Raw genomic sequence first — 18,902 nt, forward strand, 5'->3', positions numbered from 1 at the left:
GAGGGAGAGGGTGCCGATAGGACGGGAGAGGGCACTCACCTCAGGGCCGCGTCTGGCCATCGCCGCGCACGACATACTTGTAGCTGGTCAGCTGCTCCGCACCCACCGGGCCGCGGGCGTGGAACTTGTCGGTGGAGATGCCGATCTCCGCCCCCATGCCGAACTCGCCGCCGTCGGCGAACTGGGTCGAGGCGTTCCACAGCACGATGCCGCTGTCCACCCGCGACAGGAAGCGCTCCGCCACCGCCGGATCCTCGGTCAGGATCGATTCGGTGTGGTGGGAGCTGTGGGCGTTGATGTGGTCGATCGCCGCATCCACCCCGTCCACCACGCCACAGGCGATGATGGCGTCGAGATACTCGGTGTCCCAATCCTCCGGCGCCACCGCCGTGACGCGGGGGTCGACCGCCTGGGCCGCCGCGTCGCCGCGCACGGCGCAGCCGGCGTCCAGCAGGTCCTTGACCAGAACAGGCAGAGCCGTGTCGGCGATGGCGCGGTCGACCAGCAGCGTCTCGGCGGCGCCACAGATCGAGGTGCGGCGCATCTTGGCGTTCAGCACCACCTTGCGCGCCGTCTCCAGATCGGCGGCGGCACCGACATAGACATGGCAGTTGCCGTCGAGATGCTTGATCACCGGCACCCGGCTCTCGTCGGCGATGCGCTGGATCAGCGACTTGCCGCCGCGCGGGATGATGACGTCGATGTGATCGCGCATCGTCAGCATATGGCCGACGGCGGCGCGGTCGGTGGTCGGGACCAGCTGGATCGCCGCCTCCGGCAGTCCGGCCTCGCGCAGGCCCTGGGCCAGACAGGCGGCGATGGCGCGCGACGAGCGGATGCTCTCCGACCCGCCGCGCAGGATGGCGGCGTTGCCCGACTTCAGACAGATGCCGCCGGCGTCCGCCGTCACGTTGGGCCGGCTTTCATAGATGATGCCGACGACGCCGAGCGGCACGCGGACGCGCTGGATGCGCAGGCCGTTGGGCCGCGTCCAGTCGGCCAGCACGCCGCCGATGGGGTCGGGGAAATCGGCGATGTCCTCCAGCCCCTTGGCCATCGCCTCGATGCGCTTGTCGTCCAGCATCAGCCGTTCGCGCAGAGGGCCGGACAGGTCGCGGGCGCTGGCCATGTCCTCGGCGTTGGCGGCCTTGATCCCGGCGGCGCGGGCGCGGATGGCCGCCGCCGCCGCCCGCAGCGCCCGGTCCTTCGACGGTCCTGGCGCGGTCGCCAGCGCGGCCGCGGCGGCGCGGGCGGCGCGGCCGATGGTCAGCATCTGGTCATGCAGGGCGTCGGTGGTCTCGAGCAGGGCGGACATGGAGGTCTCCGGACACTCTATCCGTTGAAGGGACATCGACCTTAACGAATTGTTCGGGGTTGCGAAAGCCGCCTGGTTGTGGGACTTCGGCGTTGCGGTATGGGCGGGCGTGTGCGGAACGCAACGCGCGCCCCGTGGCCGGACGGGGTTTTCGGGTGGGGTGACATGCTGACGCTGCTGCTGATCGTTTCCGCCTTCTTCGCCGGCGTGCTGAACGCCGTGGCCGGGGGCGGCAGCTTCCTGACCTTCCCGGCCCTGATCCTGGCCGGGGTGCCGCCGCTGAACGCCAACGCCACCAGCACCGTCGCGGTGTCGCCGGGCGCGCTGGCCAGCGCCTATGGCTACCGGCGGGAGCTGGGACGGATCCGCGACATCCACCTGCCCTCGTTCCTCGGCGTCAGCCTGGTCGGCGGGCTGCTGGGCGCGCTGCTTCTGCTGTGGACGCCACAGCGGACCTTCGAGGCCATCGTCCCCTGGCTGCTGCTGTTCGCGACGCTGCTGTTCGCCGTCGGACCCAAGGCGTCGGCCTGGATCCGCCGCAATTTCACCATCGGCCACGGCACGGTGCTGGCGGTGCAGTTCCTGATCGCCGTCTATGGCGGCTATTTCGGCGGCGGCATCGGCATTCTGATCCTGGCCACGCTCGGCGTCTTCGGCCTGACCGACCTGCATGCGATGAACGGGCTGAAGTCGCTGGTCGCCGGCTGTCTGAACGCGGTCGCGGTGGCCGCCTTCGTCGCCGGCGGCGCCGTCTATTGGACGGAGGCGCTGGTCATGCTGGTCGCCGCCATGGCCGGCGGCTATGCCGGCGCCTCGGTCGCCCGCCGCGTCCCGCCGCCGTTGCTGCGCAAGGCGGTGATCCTGGTGGGTGCGGCGATGACCGTCTATTTCTTCGTCACCAAAACCTGAATCCTGGACCTGACCCGAACGGAGTTCCCCGGCATGACCGCCCCCATCGACCGCAACAGCCTGCCCTACCGCCCCTGCGTCGGCATCATGCTGCTGAACGGGCGCGGCGAGGTCTTCGTCGCCAAGCGCTGCGGGTCGGAGGCCGACTGGCAGATGCCCCAGGGCGGCATCGACAAAGGCGAGGACGCCCGCACCGCCGCCTTCCGCGAGTTGGAGGAGGAGATCGGCACCGCCAAGGCCGACTTCATCGCCATGACCGCCGCCCCCCACCGCTACGACCTGCCCGACGATCTGCTTGGCAAGGCGTGGAAGGGCCGCTGGCGCGGGCAGGAGCAGATGTGGATGCTGGCGCGCTTCACCGGAACCGAGGCCGACATCCGGCTCGACACCGAGCATCCCGAATTCGACGCCTGGAAATGGGTCGACGCGGAGGAGTTGCCGGGCCTGATCGTCGCCTTCAAGCGTCCGGTCTATGAGTCCGTCCTGGCGGAGTTCCGCCCGTTGATCGCGCCGGCGAGAGGCTGACCAGCCACGCCGGGGCGCCGCTCCCCCCTCATGTCCCATTATTGATTGCGGTTATCCCCAACTTCCTGCCGCCGCCGCCACCGTCCGAAACTTGCGGCTTAACGAATCCTTGAGACGCCTTCTGGCAACGTCGGTGCTGCAACCGTAATGCGCAAGAATGCGCCTGCCGTGGACGGAGGGGTGGCGTGTCTCTGATCAAATGGACGGAGGAGGAGGATGGGCGGCTCCGCCTGGGCCTGCCCAGCGACCTGGACCTGCCCATGGCGCAACCTCTGCTCGACAGCCTGCGCGCGGCCTTGAAGGCGTCGGCGGACGTCACCGTCCAGGCGGACGCGGTGGAACGCGTCAGCGCCGCCTGCGTCCAGGTTCTGGTGGTCGCCGCCCGCGACTCCGCCGAACGCGGGACGGCCTTCGCCGTCGCCGCCCCGTCCGAGATCCTGTCCGAAGCGTGCGAGGATCTGGGACTCGCCGCCTGGCTGAAGCAATGGAGCCGAGCGTGAAGAAGAAAGTGATGACGGTGGATGACTCGCGCACCATGCGCGACATGGTGTCCTTCACCCTCAAGGGCGCCGGTTATGACGTGGTGGAGGCCGCCGACGGCCAGCAGGCGATGAGCGCCATCGCCACCACCAAGGTCGATCTGGTCATCACCGACCTGAACATGCCAGTGATGGACGGGCTGACGCTGATCCGCAGGCTGCGCGCCATCCCGGCCCACCGCACCCTGCCGATCCTGATGCTGACCACCGAGGCGGACGACGCCAAGAAGGCCGAAGGCCGCGCCGCCGGGGCCACCGGCTGGATCGTGAAGCCCTTCAACCCCGACAAGCTGGTGTCGGTGGTGCAGAAGGTCTGCGGCTGACCGCGGCCGTCAGCGAGGAAGGGGAACAGCCGTGGACGATCTCAGCCGCTTCAAGCAGACCTACTTCGACGAGAGCGCCGAACTGCTGGCCGTCGCCGAAGCCGGACTGCTGCGCCTCGCCCCCGGCGAAATCGACATGGACGAGGTCAACGCGATCTTCCGCGCCGTCCATTCGATCAAGGGCGGCGGCGGCGCCTTCGGATTCGGCGATCTGGTCGCCTTCGCCCATGAATTCGAAACGGTGATGGACGGCGTGCGCAACGCCGAGATCCCGGTCACCACCGAGCTGGTCGACACGCTGATCCGCGCCAACGACGTGCTGGCCCGCCTGCTGGCCCACGCCGCCGACGAAACGCAAGCGCCGGAGGGCACCACCGGCGACACCGTCGCGGCCCTGCGCCGCTTCCTCGGCACGGGCGGCGCGCCCGCCACCGGGCCGGCCGCCGGGCCGGTCGCGGCGACGCCTGCCGTCTCCGCCCCTGCGGATGAGGAGGATGACGAGGCCGGCATCTTCGGCGACGCGCTGGCCGCCATCCAGGCCGCCCGCGACGATCCGCCGCTATCCGCCGGCCAGACGGCCGGAGGCCCGATCGCCGGAAGCCCGGTTCCGGACGGAAAGGTCCGCTGGACCATCCAGTTCCGCCCGAAGGCCGAACTGCTGCTGTCGGGCAACGAGCCGACCTTCATGCTGCGCGCCCTGCGCCGGCTGGGCGACGCCGGGATCGTCTGCCATCTGGACGGCCTGCCCGCCCTGCGCGACCTCGACGCCGAGCTGCTGCACCTGTCCTGGACGGTGACGCTGCTGGCCGATCCGCGGATCGACCGCGCCCGCATCGACGACGTGTTCGAATTCGTCGCCGACGATTGCGACATCCGCATCAGCGCCGAGGCGCCGCCGCCCGCGGTCATCCCGCCGACCCAGGCCGCGACGGCCGACCCGCTCCCCACCCCCCTGTCCACAACCCTGCCCACTCCCTTGCCCACGCCCTTGCCCGCCATCCAGCCGGCCGCCACCGTTCCGGAACCGGCGGAAGCCCAGGCGGCCTCGACAGCCGCGGCCGTTCCGGCGACCCCGGCGGCGACCACCTCCGGCACGGCGAAGCCGGGGGACGGGGCCAGGCGGGCGAATGGCGGCGCCACCGGTGGCGACCATGCCGGGCCGACCACCCACACCATCCGCGTCGATCTCGACAAGATCGACCGGCTGGTCAACATGGTCGGCGAGATGGTCATCACCCAGGCGATGATCGCCGAGCATCTGCGCGACCTTCCGCCCGGCCAGTTCCAGGAGTTGCTGGAGGGGCTGGAGGGGCTGGCGCAGCACACCCGCGAGTTGCGCGAGAGCGTGATGTCGATCCGCGCCCAGCCGGTCTCCAGCGTCTTTTCGCGCATGCCCCGGCTGGTGCGCGAATGTGCCGCGGCCACCGGCAAGGAGGTGATGCTGGTCACCTCGGGCGAGACGACGGAGGTCGACAAGACGGTCGTCGAGAATCTCGTCGACCCGCTGACCCACATGATCCGCAACTCCATCGACCATGGGCTGGAGGGGCCGGAGGAGCGGGAGCGCGTCGGCAAGCCGCGCGCCGGCACCGTCCATCTCTCGGCCGCCCACCGCTCCGGCCGCATCGTGATCGAGGTGACCGACGACGGCCGTGGCATCAACCGCGCCAAGGTGCTGTCCAAGGCGATCGAAAAGGGGCTGCTCCAGCCCGGTGCCAGCCTGTCGGACGAGGAGATCGACAATCTGATCTTCCTGCCCGGCTTCTCCACGGCCGATCAGGTGTCGAACCTGTCCGGCCGTGGTGTCGGCATGGATGTGGTGCGGCGGAACATCTCCAGCCTGGGCGGACGCATCGGCGTCTATTCGACGCCGGGCGAGGGCTCGCGCTTCGTCCTGTCGCTGCCGCTGACGCTGGCGGTGCTGGACGGCATGGTGATCTCGGTCGGCGACGAGCGCTTCGTCCTGCCGCTGACCAACATCGTGGAAAGCCTGCGCCCGAAGCCGGCCGACCTGCATGGGCTGGTCAACAAGTGCGACGTCATGATGGCGCGCGGCGAATATGTGCGGCTGGTGCATCTGCACCGGCTGTTCGGCATTCCCAAGGCCATCGACGACGCCACCAAGGGGCTGGTCGTGCTGGTGGAGACCGAGGACGGCTCCCGCCTCGGGCTGGTGGTGGATGAGGTGCTGGGCCAGCAGCAGGTCGTCATCAAGAGCCTGGAGGCCAATTTCCGCCGGCTGGACGGCGTGGCCGCCGCGACCATCCTGGGCGACGGCCGGGTCGCGCTGATTCTCGACGTCGCCGGCTTGCGCGAAATGAGCCGCCATGGCGGCGACTCCCCGTCCATTCCCGCGTCCCCATCCCTGTCCGCCCCGGCGGGCAGGTTCGACCAGCATCAACGCCAAATGGTTTGAGGCACAGCGATGAGCAGCTCCACCGCGATCGCCCCCGTCAGCTCCCGCGGCGACATCCAATCCGCCGGCGCCGGCGCCAACGGGATCGAAGAGCAATACGTCACCTTCACGGTCGGCAGCGAGGAATATGGTGTCAACATCCTCGCGGTCAGGGAAATCCGCGGCTGGACACCGGAAAGCCGCCTGCCCAATCTCCCCGATTATGTGCGCGGGGTCATCAACCTGCGCGGCATCATCATCCCGATCTTCGACCTGCGCGCCCGCTTCGGCGGCGGACCGACCGATGTGACGAAACGCCATGTGGTGGTGGTGATCCAGGTTGGCGAGCGCACGCGCGGCATCCTCGTCGACGCCATCTCCGACATCCTGACCATTGGCCATGAGGCGATCAAACCGCCCCCGGACGTCGACAGCGGTCTGGTGGATGCCGAATATCTCAGCGGCCTCTACACCGCCGAGAACCGGATGGTGACCCTGCTCAATGTCGAGAAGCTGTTCGCGGGGGAACATGTCGATCACGACACCCAAGCGCGCGCGACGGCGGAGCGGCACTGACGGCGGACCCGACCTCGACCGCAACCGCGGACGGCGGCGGACAGGTGAAGGAGAGCGGCGCTCCGCTGTCGGAGATCGCGCGGGCGACGGCCGAACAGGCCGCCGGCCCGGACGAGGTGAACATCGCCATTTCCCGGAAGGGCGAAATGACGCAGAGGGACGCGGCGCCGGCCGAGGAAAGCCTTGCCGCGCCCGGTCACTGGAGGAGCAGGCCGATGAGATGCGGCAACGGATGACTTTCTTCACCCTGGACCACGACGCCCGGCGCGTTGTCCAATCACCTTGACGCCCCTCCCCCCGACACCGATGCCCGTATCGCGATGACAGCCCACCCGCCAGCCCTGTCGACCGATCCTGCGACGCCGCAGCGCGCTCCGGCCGCGGTCTTCGGCAGCGTGCGCGAGTTCCGTTTCGAGCGGCGGCATTTCGACCTGATCGTCGGGCTGCTCCATCAATTGGCCGGCATCGCGCTGGCCCCGCACAAGGCCGAGATGGTCTATGCCCGGCTGGCGCGCCGCCTGCGCGAGCTGCGGCTGCCCGACTTCGATGCCTATTGCGCCCTGTTGCGGGACGAGGGCGGCGCGCGCGAGATCGGTTTCCTGGTCAATGCGCTGACCACCAACCTGACCAGCTTCTACCGTGAATCGCACCATTTCGACTTCCTCGCCGCCACGGTCCTGCCGGAGGTCCGGGCGCTGAACGCCGGCCGGCCGAAGCCCCGGCTGCGGCTGTGGTCAGCCGGCTGCTCGTCGGGGCCGGAACCCTACACCATGGCGATGGTGCTGGTTTCCACCATGGGGACGGAGCTGCGCCGCTGGAACGCCCGCATCCTCGCCACCGACATCGATACCCACATGGTGGACACCGCCCGGCGGGGCATCTACCCGCTGTCGGGCGCCACCGGCATTCCGCCCGCCATCCGTCAGCGCTTCACCCAGGACATCCGCCTGAACGGCGAGCCGGCGGTGGCGATGGGCGAGGATCTGAAACGCCTCGTCACCGTCAAACCACTGAATTTGTTGGAACATTGGCCGATGACGGGCCCGTTCGACGCCATCTTCTGCCGCAATGTCCTGATTTACTTCGACCGCCGTGGCCGGACCCAGGTGATCGAGAATTTCGCCCGGATGCTCCGACCCGGCGGCTATCTGTTCCTCGGCCACTCGGAAAGCCTCTATGGCGTGTCGAGCCTGTTCCGTCAGGCCGGGCCGACGATCTACCGGAGGGATTGAGCGATGACCTCCTTTCCCCCCGGCACCCCTGGTTCCGAGCCCGCGGACCTGCTCCACCGCCTGGGCAGCGGGCGCTATTTCAATCACGAGTTCAACGTCGAGACGATCAAGATCGCGCTGGGGGAGCAGGCGGTCAGCGACCGCCCGGATCTGATGATCGCGACGACTCTGGGCTCCTGCGTGGCCGCCTGCATCCATGATCCGGTACGGGGCATCGGCGGCATGAACCATTTCATGCTGCCGGATGTTCCGGCGAGCGAGTTGGAGGGCGAGGGGCTTGCCGCGCATTACGGCTCGGTCGCGATGGCACGGCTGATCAAAAGCCTGCTGACCGCCGGCGCCGAGCATGGGCGCCTACAGGTCAAGCTGTTCGGCGGCGGCCGCGTGATCGACTCGAGCTATGACATCGGCGGGCTGAACAGCCGCTTCGCGCTGGAGTATGTGCGGGCGGAAAGGCTGATCCTGGCGGGTCATGATCTGGGGGGCGATTCCGCCCGCCGGCTGCATTATTTCCCGCACAGCGGCCGGGCGCTGCGCCGTCTGCTTCGACCGGAGGCGGCGGCCGACACCGTCATCCACGAACGGCGGCTCTTCACCCGCCTGAGCCGCCCCACCGGGGCGGGCGGGGGGAAGGGTGCGATCGATCCGGGCGCGCCTTCCGAGCCGGGAGGGATCTGACCGATGTCCAGACCGATCCGTGTCGTCATCGTCGACGACAGCGCGCTGATGCGCGAGATGCTGAAGGACATCCTCACCCGCGAACCGGGGATGGAGGTGGCCGGCGTCGCCCGCGACGCCTTCGAAGCGCGCGAGGTCATCAAGGCCACCAATCCCGATGTCATCACGCTGGATGTCGAGATGCCCAAGATGGACGGGCTGTCCTTCCTGGAGAAGATCATGACCCTGCGGCCGACGCCGGTCATCATGGTCTCCTCCCTGACCAGCGAGGGGTCCGACGCCGCCATCCGCGCGCTGGAACTGGGGGCGGTCGACTGCGTCGCCAAGCCCGGCGGCCCCGACGGGCATGGCTTCGAGGCGACGGCGCTGGAACTGGTCTCCAAGATCCGCGTCGCCGCCACCGCCCGGCTGACCATGCGCCGCCCGTCACCCGCCCATGGCGTTCTGCCGACACCGCGGCGCGCGGGATCGGGCAAGCGGCTGATCGCCATCGGCGCCTCGACCGGCGGGGTGGAGCGCATCCGCGACGTGCTGGCCACCATGCCGGCCGACTGCCCCCCCATCGTCATCACCCAGCATATGGGCCCCAGCTATGTGCCGAGCTTCGCCGCCCGGCTGGACCGGCTGTCGGCCCCGGCCGTGCGGGTCGCCGCCCATGGCGACCGCCCTGCCCAGGGGCTGGTGCTGATCGCCCCCGGAGACCGCCATCTCGCCATCCTCCGCGACACCGCCGGCTTCGTCTGCCACATCCAGGACACCCCGCCCGTCAGCGGCCACCGCCCATCGGTCGATGTGCTGTTCGCCTCCGTCGCCAAGGCGGCCGGCGGCAACGCGGTCGGCGTCATCCTGTCCGGCATGGGCCGCGACGGCGCCATCGGCATGAAGGCGATGCTCGATGCCGGCGCCTTCACCATCGGCGAGCAGGAATCGAGCTGCGTCGTCTACGGAATGCCGCGCGCCGCCAGGGAGGCCGGCGCGGTCATGGTCGAGTTGCCGCTTGCCCAAATCCCCGCCGAGATGCTGCGCGCCTTCGACGCTGTCGGCGAACGGCCCCGCCCCGCCTGATCCGATCCATTCCGACCCGATCCGATCTGGCGGGCATCGGGGCCGAGTTTCCAAGGAGCACCAGTATGTTCAGCCGCGCTTCCCATGATGCCGCCCGGACCGGCCTGCCCGAAGCCGCGCCGGCGCTGCCGGACCCTCCCCCCGATGGCGGCGGGGGCAAGGTCGCCGTCACCGCGGAGCTTCTGTCGACCTGGCTCGGCTTCGCCGACGTCCAGCGCCGCACGCTCGACATCGTCCAGGGCGAGCTGACCCGCACCTCGAACCATGTCGAGACCTCCACCCTCGACCTGTCCGAGCGTTTCCGCGAACTGGCGGAGAAGGCGCTTCAGCAGTCCGAGCGGGTGGCCCAGATCGTCGCCATGGCCGGCACGGTCGAGGTCGACGGCGAACGGGTGCCGCTCGACACGCTGGTTGTCGGGATGCAGGACATCATCACCGACATGGTGACCAACATCGTCACCCTGTCGCGCCATGCCATGAGCATGGTCTATCTGCTGGACGACGTGCAGAAGGACGTCGCCGAGCTGGAGAAATCGATCGGCGACATCGACGGCATCAACCGCCAGACCAACTTCCTGGCGCTGAACGCCACCATCGAGGCCAGCCGCGCCGGCGAGGCCGGGCGCACCTTCGCCGTGGTGGCGCAGGAGGTCCGGCACCTCTCGCGTTCCACCGCCGATCTGGCGGACCGGATGCGCGGCACGGTCACCGCCGTGGTCAAGGGCGTGCGCAACGGCCATGACATCCTGCGCCAGATCGCCAACACCGACATGTCGCCGCAGATGCTGGCGAAGGAACGCGTCGACAAGACGATGGACAGCCTGGTCGCCCAGACCAGCCATTTCCAGTCGGTCCTGGAGACGGCGGCCTCGGTGTCGTCCGACATGTCCGCCACCATCGCCCATGTCATCACCGGCATGCAGTTCCAGGATCTGACCAAGCAGCGGATCGAGGCGATCAATGACAGCCTCGCCATCATGAGCGCCGGGCTGGGCGAGTTGGAGAACCGCATCCGCGATCAGGTCCCTCCGGGCATCGGCGGGCGGGAGCCGCAGGAATGGCTGAACCAGCTGATGGGCCGTTTCACCCTGAGCGAAATGCGCGAGCGCTTCGTCCGCAAGCTGCTGCTGGAAGGCACGGCGCTGGACGAGAATGGCGTGCTGGACGTCGATGCCGCAGGGGGCGGAGGGGGGGGGGATATCGAACTCTTCTAGCCCGCCATCCCGGCCATCTGTACAGTGGGCCATCATTCCGGAAAGACGGACGCATGGATTACGGCATCGAAGTGCGCGACCTGGAGGCGGTTGTCAGCATGCGCGGCCGCCTGACCTTCAATGACCACTCGAAGTTGCGGTCCCTGATCGGCGAAATGGGGGAGAACGCGCGCAAACGTCAGGTGCTCGACCTCTCGGCGCTCGAATTCGTCGATTCCGCGGGCATCGGCATGCTGCTGATCGCGCGGGAGGAGATGGAGCGCGCCGCCAAGCAGTTCGTCCTGCGCGGCGCCGCCGGACAGGTGAAGCGGGTGCTGACGGTGGCGCAGCTCGCCAAGATCGTCCCGATCGAGGACTGATCCCAGTGATCGACGGGACGGCCCAGGCCTCTGGACTCCGCACCCGCTTCGCCGGTCTTCTCGCGCCGGGGCTGCCGGCGGATCGGCTGCGCGCGCTGGCGAAGGCGCTCGGCCTCACCCCGATGGCGGAGCCCGCCGGAGTGGCGCCACTGGTCGCCCTGCTGGGTGGAAGGGGGTGGGCCGGACCGGATGCGGGTGATTCGGCCGATATGGACAAGGCGGCGCTGTGGCTGCCTCCGGTCGCCGCCTGGATCGAACCGCCGGCCGCCGCCGACGCTGCCGCTCTGACCTGGCTGCTGCCCCCTCTCCTGGCCGAGGCGGCGGGCAGCGACCTCCATCTCTCCCTGACCACCGGCACCGCGTACGACCTCCAGCTTGGCGGGAAACTGACGGCCGCGCTGGGCGCCCGCCATCCGCTGGCGGAAGAGCGCCGGGATGACATCGAGCTGGCGCTGCACGAGGCCGTCAGCAACGCGCTGGTCCACGGCAACCTGGGCGTCGTCGCCATGCGGGAGCCGAGCAGCCGGGAGCTCGACCGCTTTTCCCACGACCTGGACGACCGGCTGGCCGATCCGGTGCTGGCGGCGCGACGCGTCGCCGTCGCCATCCGAACCGCCCCGGCGGAGGATGGCCGGACGTTGGCGACCATGGATATCATCGACGAAGGCGCGGGCTTCACCCCGGCCCCCCGCCACGGCAGCGGAGCCTCGGGCCGCGGGCTGGACCTGATCGGCTCCGTCGCCGATGAGCTGGAGATCGGCGACGGCGGCCGCCGCATCCGCCTGAGGTTCCGGCTGTGACCGCCGTGGACTGGCAGGGCCCCGGCGATCGGGCCGGGTCCGCGACGGCGGTCGGGCCTGCCGGCAGGCCCGCTTCCGACCATCGGAATTCCGGAAACCCGGCACCGGATTGCACGGTCCCGGACGCCGCCGTTCTGGATTGCCCGATCCTGGTGGTGGACGACACCGCCTACAACCGAACCCTGATCGGCATGCTGCTGGCCGAGGCCGGCTTCCGCAACGTCGCCTTCGCCGCCGGCGGGGCCGAGGCGCTGGCGTTGATCGAGGCCGCCATCCCCGATCTGCTGATCCTGGACATCATGATGCCGGGCATGGACGGCTTCGAGGTCTGCCGCCGCCTGCGCGCCAGACCGGAAACGGCGGATCTGCCGATCCTGGTGCAGACCGCGCTGTCGGCGGTGGAGGAACGCAACCGCGCCTTCGCCGCCGGCACCACCGATCTGGTGACGAAGCCGCTGGAGCGCACCGAGCTGCTGGCCCGCGTGCGCATCCATCTGGAGGATCGGGTGCTGATCCGCCGCCTGCAAGCCTATCGCGCACGGGTGGAGGCGGAGCTGTCCCTTGCCCGGTCGATGCAGGAGCATCTGCTGCCGACCCCGGGGCAATGCGCCATGCTGGCCGCCAGCGGCTGGCGCCTGCGCGCCCACAGCGTCATCTCCCCCCATCTCGGCGGCGACCTGTGGGGGCTGCTGCCGCTCGGCCGGCACCGGTTCGGCGTCTATCTGCTGAATGTCGGCGGCAGCGGCGTTTCGGCGGCGCTGAACGCCGTCCGCCTGCATGCGCTGGTACAGGAGCTGGGTCCCGTCCATGGCGACGATGCCGCCGCCCTGCTGACCGCGCTGAACGACCGGGCCGCGAGCCTGCTGGCGGATGGGGCGCGGGCGACCATAAGGGCGACCATGACCTATGGGGTGGTGGAGGCCGAGACCGGGCGCTTCACCTATGCCTCGGCCGATGGGGCGCCGCCGATGGTCCTCAACGGCGCCGGAACCGGCGGCGACGGCCGGCCGGAGAGCGGCAGGATCGGCGGCCTGCCGATCGGCCTCGCGCCGGGCACCCGCTATCGCTGCGAGACGATGACGGTGCCGCATGGCGGTGTGCTGGCGCTCTACTCGGTCGCCATGCTGGAAGCGCTGGCGGCGCAGGAGGCCGGCGGCACCGGGATCGGGCTCGGCTGGATGATCGCCCGCGCGGAGGAGGAGGAGGAGGGTTTCGACGCTGTCGTCCGCTCCCTGGGCAGCGCGTTTGGCGAGGTCAGCGGCGATGACCACACCCTGCTGTGGATCGAGCGGGAGGCCGGCGCATGACAACGCCACCGCCTCCCCCGCAGCCCGGCCCGCATCCGGTCGGGACGGCCGGCGTCTTCGAGGACCTGTGCGACGCCCGCGTGCTGATCGTCGACGACAACCGGATGAACCGGAACCTGCTGACGGCCCTGCTGGAACGCGGCGGCATCACCCTGATCGATCAGGCGGAGGATGGGCAGGACGCGCTGACCCGGATGGAGCGCTGCAAACCGGACCTGATTCTGCTCGACCTGATGATGCCGCGGATGGACGGGTTCGAGATGTGCCGGCATCTGCGGGCCGATCCGCGCTGGAAATCGCTGCCGGTCCTGGTCCAGTCCAGCCTGGATCGGCCGGAGGACCGCGCCCGCGCCTTCATCGCCGGTGCCACCGACTATATCACCAAGCCCGTCAGCGCGGTGGAGTTGCTGGCGCGCGTGCGCATCCAGCTACGCAAGCGCGCCATGCTGCGCGACCTGGAGCGCTATCACAGCCGGACGGAAAGCGAGCTTGCGCTGGCCCGTGCCATGCAGACCCGGATGCTGCCCGGCCCCGACCGGCTGGCGGCGCTGGAGGAGGCGACCGGCATCGCCATCCAGGCCCATTTCGCCCCTTCCTCCGAATTGGGCGGCGATTTCTGGGGCGTCTCGCGGCTGCCCGACGGAGGGGTGGGCGTCTATCTGGTCGATTTTTCCGGCCATGGCGTCGGGGCCTCGCTGAACACCTTCCGGCTGGACGCGATCTGCCGGCAGATCGGCGGCACGGGCTTGAGCCCGGCGGAGTTTCTGGCGGCGGTGAACCGCCGGCTGTGCGGGCTGCTGCCCAGCGGCCAGTTCGCCACCATGCTGAGCGGGGTGATCGATCCGGCGGCCGGGCTGTTCACCTATGCCTCCGCCGGATCGACGGCGCCGATGATGTGGCATCCCGGCGACGGGGGGCCGCGGCTGGGCGACGGCAGCGGCCTGCCGCTCGGCCTGCTGCCGTCGGCTGATTACGAGAATCGCCGGTTGGCGATGCCGCCGGGCGCCCGCCTGTTCCTCTATTCCGATGCCGCCATCGAAATCCCGACCCGGAGTGGTGAAGGCCACGGCATTTTGGGCGAGGACGGCCTCGCCGCCCTGTTCGCGCGGCGTTTGCGCGAGACCCCCGACGGCGACCTTCTGTCCGGCCTGCTCGACGATCTGGCCGCCACCGGTCCCATCGACGACGACCTGACGGCGCTGCTGCTGACACGACGACGGTAAGAGCCTGACCCGAAAAGAATTGAGTGATTTCAGTCTCTTGTGATTCGATCGATGTTGCGAAGCATGACGAATGACAAGACAATGTGGACTGAAATCACCCGAGCGCAGTATCAGCGAAAAGGATTGAGGTATTCAAGCGACACGACGGACGCGGAGTGGGCGGTGCTCGAACCACTCCTCCCGGCGGCTCGACGCTTGGGACGGCCGCGAACGGTCAACGTGCGCGAGATCGTGAACGGCATCCTCTTTCTGGCGACCTCCGGGTGCCAGTGGCGGCAACTGCCGAAGGATTTCCCGCCGATGACGACGGTCCAGCGCTATTTCTACCGCTGGCGCGACGATGGGACCTGGGAGACGATCAATCACGCCTTGGTGGCGATGGTTCGGGAAAGCATGGGACGGGAGGCCAGCCCGACAGCGGGGGTGATCGACAGCCAGTCGGTCAAGACGACGGAAGCAGGTGGCCCCCGTGGCTACGACGCGGGCAAGTGCATCAAGGGGCGCAAGCGGCATGTGTTGACCGACACCAATGGCTTGCTGGTCGCCGCCATCGTTCATGCCGCCGACATCCAGGACCGTGATGGCGCCCCGGCGCTCCTCGCCTCCGTTCGCACGCTCTTCCCCTGGCTTCGCCACGTCTTCGCGGACGGCGGCTACGCTGGACCCAAGCTGGAAACCGCTTTGGCTCAGATCGGGACATGGACTCTGGAGATCGTCAAGCGGTCCGACGCCGCCAAAGGCTTTGAACTGCTGCCTCGGCGGTGGGTCGTTGAGCGTACAATCGCTTGGCTTAACCGCAATCGCCGCCTCGCCAAGGACTTCGAGGCCACCGTCGAGAGTGCCGTCGCATGGGTCTTCATCGCCAGCGTCAAACTGCTCTCAAGACGGGTGGCTCGAACATAGACACAGCTTTGCCGATTCCGAGTCGGACTCTAAGGCACGCCCGCCCGTCCAAGACAACGCCAAAGCAAAAAGGCCGCTCCCGAAGGAGCGGCCTTTCGCGTTCGGCGGGAGCCGACCGATCAGCGCGAGTAGAACTCGATGACCAGGTTCGGTTCCATCTGGACCGGATACGGGACGTCGGCCAGCAGCGGGGCGCGGACGAAACGGCCCTTCAGCGCGCTGCTGTCGACTTCCAGGTAATCGGGGATGTCACGCTCGCCGGAAGCGGCGGCTTCCAGGACCAGCGCCATCTGCTTGGACTTGGCGCGCACCTCGACGGTGTCGTTGTCCTTGATGCGGGCCGAGGCGATGTTCAGGCGACGGCCGTTGACCAGGATGTGGCCGTGGTTGATCAGCTGGCGCGCGGCGAACGGGGTCGGCGCGAACTTCATGCGGTAGACCACGGCGTCCAGACGGCGCTCCAGCAGGCCGATCAGGTTTTCGCCGGTGTCGCCCTTGCGGCGGACGGCCTCGGCATAGATGCGGCGGAACTGCTTCTCGCCGATGTTGCCGTAATAGCCCTTCAGCTTCTGCTTGGCCATCAGCTGCAGACCGTAGTCCGACGGCTTCTTGCGGCGCTGGCCGTGCTGGCCCGGGCCATACTCGCGCTTGTTCAGCGGGCTCTTGGCACGGCCCCACAGGTTGACGCCAAGGCGGCGGTCGATCTTATACTTGGACTCTTGACGCTTGCTCATGTTTCTCACGCCTCGTTGGACACGAGTTGATGTTGTCCCGGTAGTTCCGACCGCCTTGTCCAGGCGGCGGACGGGGCGCCAAAGATTGCGCGCGCCCGCTTTCCCAGGAGGTGAAGGCGCGCACAATACCCACTGGCGCGGCCGAGTCAAGTCCGACCGAGTCAAGTCAGGGCAATCGCTTGAAGCGGCGCTTGACGCATCGAGTTTAAACGCGGTTGTGGATTCCCTCTGAAGGGCGGGCATGATTCATAGGAGCCTCCATTGATGGGAGGCAGGTATGGCGGAAGGGGCTGGCAAGTCGCTGTTGGATCACTTCTCGGCGCTGGAGGATCCGCGTCAGGCATGGAAGGTCGTATATCCGCTGCCGGAAATCCTGCTCCTGGTGCTGTGTGCCACCCTGGGTGGGGCGGAGAACTTTGTCGAGATCGAGGAGTGGGGCGAGGATCGCCTGGACTTTCTGCGTCGTTTCCTGCCCTACCGGCGAGGCATCGCCAGCCATGACACGCTCAACGACGTGATGAACGCGCTTGATGGCGAGCTGTTTTCGTCCTGCTTCACGGCGTGGGTGGACGGGTTGCGCGAGGGCGAGCCGGACATCGTCGCCATTGACGGCAAGACCTCCCGGCGCGCTCACGCTCGGGCTCAGGGGCGCAACCCGCTGCATCTCGTCTCCGCCTGGGCCAGCCGACAGCGGCTGGTGCTGGGCCAGCAAGCCTGCGAGGCGAAGTCGAACGAGATCACCGCCATTCCACTGCTGCTGGAGCGCTTGGCCCTGACCGGAGCATTGGTAACCATCGATGCCATGGGGTGCCAGACCAAGATCGCCCAAGCCATTCTCGACAAGGGTGCCGACTATCTGCTGGCGGTGAAGGGCAACTGGCCGATCCTGTGCGGGGAAATCGAGCGCTACTTCAGCGAGGCACGCGACGGCGTATCCGACACGTTCACCACCACCGACGGCGACCATGGCCGGATCGAAGTCCGCCACCATGTCGTCAGCCACGACGTCGACTGGCTGTCCACCGACCGCCGCTTCCCGGGCGAGCCCCGCTTCCCCGCCTTGACCAGCATCGCCATGGTCGAGGCCGACGTCGAGCGGGAGGGTAAGCCCAGCCGAGAACGGCGTTACTTTCTCTCCTCGGCACGCCTCGACGCCCGTCTCCTGGCCCACGCTGTCCGCTGCCATTGGCATGTCGAGAACCGCCTGCACTGGGTGCTTGATGTCGTCTTCCACGACGACCTCTCCCGCTTGCGGTCCGGCTTCGGCCCTCAAAACATGGCCGCCATCCGGCACATGGCCATAAACCTCATCCGAAAGGCCCCAGGCAAACAGAGCCTGACCGTCAAGCGTAAGAAAATGTCCTGGAACGCCGACTACCTCGAAACCGTCATCCGGCAGCGCGGCTAACGTCGGTCAAGCGATTGCCCTGGAGTCAAGTCCGACCGTTCATGGCGTGACGGCGGGTCCGGAAACTCTTGCGCCGCCGCGGACTTTACGCTCCCCTTGCCGACAGCGCGCCGGAAAGCGGGATGGAAGCGGCAGGATGGAAGCGATGGAACGGGTGGATTGCGTGGTCGTCGGGGCGGGCGTGGTCGGTCTGGCGGTGGCCCGCCGGCTGGCGCGAAGCGGACGCGAGGTGATCGTGCTGGAAGCGGCGGACGCCATCGGCACCGGAACCAGCTCGCGCAACTCCGAAGTCATCCATGCCGGCATCTATTACCCGACCGGCAGCCTGCGCGCCCGCCTGTGCGTGCCCGGCCGCGACGCGCTCTATGACTATTGCGCCGCCCATGGCGTGGGCCATCGCCGCATCGGCAAGCTGATCGTCGCGACCGAGGAGGCGCAGTTGCCGAAGCTGGCGGCGATCCGGGCCCAGGCCGCCGTCAACGGCGTCACCGACCTGACCGAGGTCGACGCCGCCACCGCGATGCGGTGGGAACCGAACCTGCGCGGCGTCGGCGCCCTGCTGTCGCCCTCCACCGGCATCGTCGACAGCCATGGGCTGATGCTGGCCTTGCTCGGCGACGCCGAGGAAGCCGGGGCGATGCTGGCTCTGCGGAGCCCGCTCGAGCGTTCCCACCGCGGCGTCGCCGGATTCGAGCTGGAGGTCGGCGGGGCGGAGCCGATGCGGATCGCCTGTTCCACCCTGGTCAACGCCGCCGGGCTCGGCGCCTGGGCCGTCGCCCGCGCTCTGGAGGGGCTGGATGCCGCGCATGTGCCGCCGCGCGTGCTGGCCAAGGGCAATTACTACGCCCTGGCCGCCGGGCGTTCCCCCTTCTCGCGGCTGGTCTATCCGGTGCCGATCGAAGGCGGGCTCGGCGTTCACCTGACGCTGGATCTGGCTGGACAGGCCCGCTTCGGTCCCGACGTGGAATGGCTGGGCGACCTCGCCGGGCCTGTCGACTACGCCGTCGATCCGTCCCGCGCCGAGTCCTTCTATGGCGCGGTGCGCGCCTATTGGCCGGGCCTGCCCGATGGCGCGCTGGTGCCGGCCTATTCCGGCGCGCGGCCGAAGCTGAGCGGGCCGGGGCAGCCGCAGGCCGATTTCCTGATCCAGGGGCCGGACAGCCACGGGGTCGAGGGGCTGGTCAACCTGTTCGGCATCGAATCGCCCGGCCTGACCTCCTGCCTGGCCATCGCCGACGCGGTGGCGATGGCGCTTGGCGAGGCTCCGGAAATCCTTAAACCCGCCTGAGACGCACGGGGTTCTTGACCCCGGCCGGGGATCTCCCAATCTATAGCCATGGTGGCGCCGGCCGATGCTGGGCCACCAACCCGCCGGGCGCCGGAAACGGGCCCACCTT

Annotated in this window: 19 protein-coding genes; 17 read left to right on the forward strand and 2 right to left on the reverse strand. The window is 68.8% G+C overall.

Annotated elements, in window-relative coordinates; genetic code table 11:
- Positions 1 to 40: 40 nt before the first annotated feature.
- Entirely contained in the window at positions 41 to 1,315 is a 1,275-nt protein-coding gene (locus AZL_RS12460) for a glutamate-5-semialdehyde dehydrogenase (protein WP_012974902.1), read from the reverse strand.
- 165 nt (positions 1,316 to 1,480) lie between these two features.
- Here AZL_RS12460 and AZL_RS12465 point away from each other — a divergent pair, with 165 nt between their 5' ends.
- The 15 genes from AZL_RS12465 (at position 1,481) to AZL_RS12540 (ending at position 15,363) form a co-directional block, all read left to right on the forward strand.
- The gene (locus AZL_RS12465; RefSeq protein WP_012974903.1) at positions 1,481 to 2,224 is read left to right on the forward strand and encodes a sulfite exporter TauE/SafE family protein; all 744 of its coding nucleotides are present in this window, start codon (positions 1,481 to 1,483) and stop codon (positions 2,222 to 2,224) included.
- Between the two features lie 33 nt (positions 2,225 to 2,257).
- Positions 2,258 to 2,749, forward strand: coding sequence for an RNA pyrophosphohydrolase (locus tag AZL_RS12470; protein WP_012974904.1), 492 nt, complete (start codon positions 2,258 to 2,260; stop codon positions 2,747 to 2,749).
- Between the two features lie 185 nt (positions 2,750 to 2,934).
- Positions 2,935 to 3,249, forward strand: coding sequence for an STAS domain-containing protein (locus AZL_RS12475; protein WP_042443084.1), 315 nt, complete (start codon positions 2,935 to 2,937; stop codon positions 3,247 to 3,249).
- Entirely contained in the window at positions 3,234 to 3,611 is a 378-nt protein-coding gene (locus tag AZL_RS12480) for a response regulator (protein WP_012974905.1), read from the forward strand. The genes AZL_RS12475 and AZL_RS12480 overlap by 16 nt, the downstream gene beginning before the upstream one ends.
- A 31-nt stretch (positions 3,612 to 3,642) precedes the next feature.
- Positions 3,643 to 6,027, forward strand: a complete 2,385-nt coding sequence (locus tag AZL_RS12485) for a chemotaxis protein CheA (RefSeq protein WP_012974906.1) — start codon at positions 3,643 to 3,645, stop codon at positions 6,025 to 6,027.
- Between the two features lie 9 nt (positions 6,028 to 6,036).
- Complete coding sequence (locus tag AZL_RS12490) at positions 6,037 to 6,582, forward strand: chemotaxis protein CheW (protein ID WP_012974907.1); 546 nt, start codon at positions 6,037 to 6,039, stop codon at positions 6,580 to 6,582.
- Between the two features lie 269 nt (positions 6,583 to 6,851).
- Positions 6,852 to 7,814 (forward strand): CheR family methyltransferase, encoded by a 963-nt coding sequence (locus AZL_RS12500; RefSeq protein WP_247894207.1) that lies wholly within the window; start codon positions 6,852 to 6,854, stop codon positions 7,812 to 7,814.
- A 3-nt stretch (positions 7,815 to 7,817) separates the two neighbouring features.
- Complete coding sequence (locus tag AZL_RS12505) at positions 7,818 to 8,492, forward strand: chemotaxis protein (protein WP_012974910.1); 675 nt, start codon at positions 7,818 to 7,820, stop codon at positions 8,490 to 8,492.
- Positions 8,493 to 8,495: 3 nt separating this feature from the next.
- On the forward strand, positions 8,496 to 9,557 hold the full coding sequence (locus tag AZL_RS12510; protein ID WP_012974911.1) for a protein-glutamate methylesterase/protein-glutamine glutaminase: 1,062 nt from the start codon (positions 8,496 to 8,498) through the stop codon (positions 9,555 to 9,557).
- A 65-nt stretch (positions 9,558 to 9,622) separates the two neighbouring features.
- Positions 9,623 to 10,771: a methyl-accepting chemotaxis protein gene (locus AZL_RS12515; protein WP_012974912.1), complete on the forward strand. Its 1,149-nt coding sequence runs from the start codon at positions 9,623 to 9,625 to the stop codon at positions 10,769 to 10,771.
- Between the two features lie 53 nt (positions 10,772 to 10,824).
- Positions 10,825 to 11,130, forward strand: a complete 306-nt coding sequence (locus AZL_RS12520) for an STAS domain-containing protein (protein ID WP_012974913.1) — start codon at positions 10,825 to 10,827, stop codon at positions 11,128 to 11,130.
- 5 nt (positions 11,131 to 11,135) lie between these two features.
- A complete protein-coding gene (locus AZL_RS12525; protein WP_012974914.1) occupies positions 11,136 to 11,930 on the forward strand; it encodes an ATP-binding protein in 795 nt (264 codons plus the stop codon).
- A 152-nt stretch (positions 11,931 to 12,082) separates the two neighbouring features.
- Positions 12,083 to 13,237 (forward strand): fused response regulator/phosphatase, encoded by a 1,155-nt coding sequence (locus AZL_RS12530; RefSeq protein ID WP_247894208.1) that lies wholly within the window; start codon positions 12,083 to 12,085, stop codon positions 13,235 to 13,237.
- On the forward strand, positions 13,234 to 14,460 hold the full coding sequence (locus AZL_RS12535; RefSeq protein ID WP_148219308.1) for a SpoIIE family protein phosphatase: 1,227 nt from the start codon (positions 13,234 to 13,236) through the stop codon (positions 14,458 to 14,460). Before AZL_RS12530 ends, AZL_RS12535 begins: the two co-directional genes overlap by 4 nt.
- Positions 14,461 to 14,541: 81 nt before the next feature.
- Positions 14,542 to 15,363, forward strand: coding sequence for an IS5-like element ISAli1 family transposase (locus tag AZL_RS12540; RefSeq protein ID WP_012976163.1), 822 nt, complete (start codon positions 14,542 to 14,544; stop codon positions 15,361 to 15,363).
- A 119-nt stretch (positions 15,364 to 15,482) separates the two neighbouring features.
- Here the strand turns inward: AZL_RS12540 and rpsD are convergent, their stop codons facing one another.
- Positions 15,483 to 16,097, reverse strand: a complete 615-nt coding sequence (gene rpsD / locus AZL_RS12545; RefSeq protein WP_012974917.1) for a 30S ribosomal protein S4 — start codon at positions 16,095 to 16,097, stop codon at positions 15,483 to 15,485.
- 277 nt (positions 16,098 to 16,374) lie between these two features.
- Between rpsD and AZL_RS12550 the strand changes: the two genes are divergently transcribed.
- The gene (locus AZL_RS12550) at positions 16,375 to 17,505 is read left to right on the forward strand and encodes an ISAs1-like element ISAzs15 family transposase (protein WP_012974918.1); all 1,131 of its coding nucleotides are present in this window, start codon (positions 16,375 to 16,377) and stop codon (positions 17,503 to 17,505) included.
- Between the two features lie 145 nt (positions 17,506 to 17,650).
- Positions 17,651 to 18,793: an NAD(P)/FAD-dependent oxidoreductase gene (locus AZL_RS12555; protein ID WP_012974919.1), complete on the forward strand. Its 1,143-nt coding sequence runs from the start codon at positions 17,651 to 17,653 to the stop codon at positions 18,791 to 18,793.
- Positions 18,794 to 18,902: the final 109 nt, after the last annotated feature.

The sequence above is a fragment of the Azospirillum sp. B510 genome (genome assembly GCF_000010725.1).
Lineage (GTDB): Bacteria > Pseudomonadota > Alphaproteobacteria > Azospirillales > Azospirillaceae > Azospirillum > Azospirillum lipoferum_B.

Excerpts from the sequence above, each read along its gene's own strand:
- AZL_RS12460 (WP_012974902.1), bottom strand. The coding sequence starts at position 1,315 with ATGTCCGCCCTGCTCGAGACCACCGACGCCCTGCATGACCAGATGCTG.
- AZL_RS12465 (WP_012974903.1), top strand. The coding sequence starts at position 1,481 with ATGCTGACGCTGCTGCTGATCGTTTCCGCCTTCTTCGCCGGCGTGCTG.
- AZL_RS12470 (WP_012974904.1), top strand. The coding sequence starts at position 2,258 with ATGACCGCCCCCATCGACCGCAACAGCCTGCCCTACCGCCCCTGCGTC.
- AZL_RS12480 (WP_012974905.1), top strand. The coding sequence starts at position 3,234 with ATGGAGCCGAGCGTGAAGAAGAAAGTGATGACGGTGGATGACTCGCGC.
- AZL_RS12490 (WP_012974907.1), top strand. The coding sequence starts at position 6,037 with ATGAGCAGCTCCACCGCGATCGCCCCCGTCAGCTCCCGCGGCGACATC.
- AZL_RS12505 (WP_012974910.1), top strand. The coding sequence starts at position 7,818 with ATGACCTCCTTTCCCCCCGGCACCCCTGGTTCCGAGCCCGCGGACCTG.
- AZL_RS12510 (WP_012974911.1), top strand. The coding sequence starts at position 8,496 with ATGTCCAGACCGATCCGTGTCGTCATCGTCGACGACAGCGCGCTGATG.
- AZL_RS12515 (WP_012974912.1), top strand. The coding sequence starts at position 9,623 with ATGTTCAGCCGCGCTTCCCATGATGCCGCCCGGACCGGCCTGCCCGAA.
- AZL_RS12520 (WP_012974913.1), top strand. The coding sequence starts at position 10,825 with ATGGATTACGGCATCGAAGTGCGCGACCTGGAGGCGGTTGTCAGCATG.
- AZL_RS12535 (WP_148219308.1), top strand. The coding sequence starts at position 13,234 with ATGACAACGCCACCGCCTCCCCCGCAGCCCGGCCCGCATCCGGTCGGG.
- AZL_RS12540 (WP_012976163.1), top strand. The coding sequence starts at position 14,542 with ATGTGGACTGAAATCACCCGAGCGCAGTATCAGCGAAAAGGATTGAGG.
- rpsD (WP_012974917.1), bottom strand. The coding sequence starts at position 16,097 with ATGAGCAAGCGTCAAGAGTCCAAGTATAAGATCGACCGCCGCCTTGGC.
- AZL_RS12550 (WP_012974918.1), top strand. The coding sequence starts at position 16,375 with ATGGCGGAAGGGGCTGGCAAGTCGCTGTTGGATCACTTCTCGGCGCTG.
- AZL_RS12555 (WP_012974919.1), top strand. The coding sequence starts at position 17,651 with ATGGAACGGGTGGATTGCGTGGTCGTCGGGGCGGGCGTGGTCGGTCTG.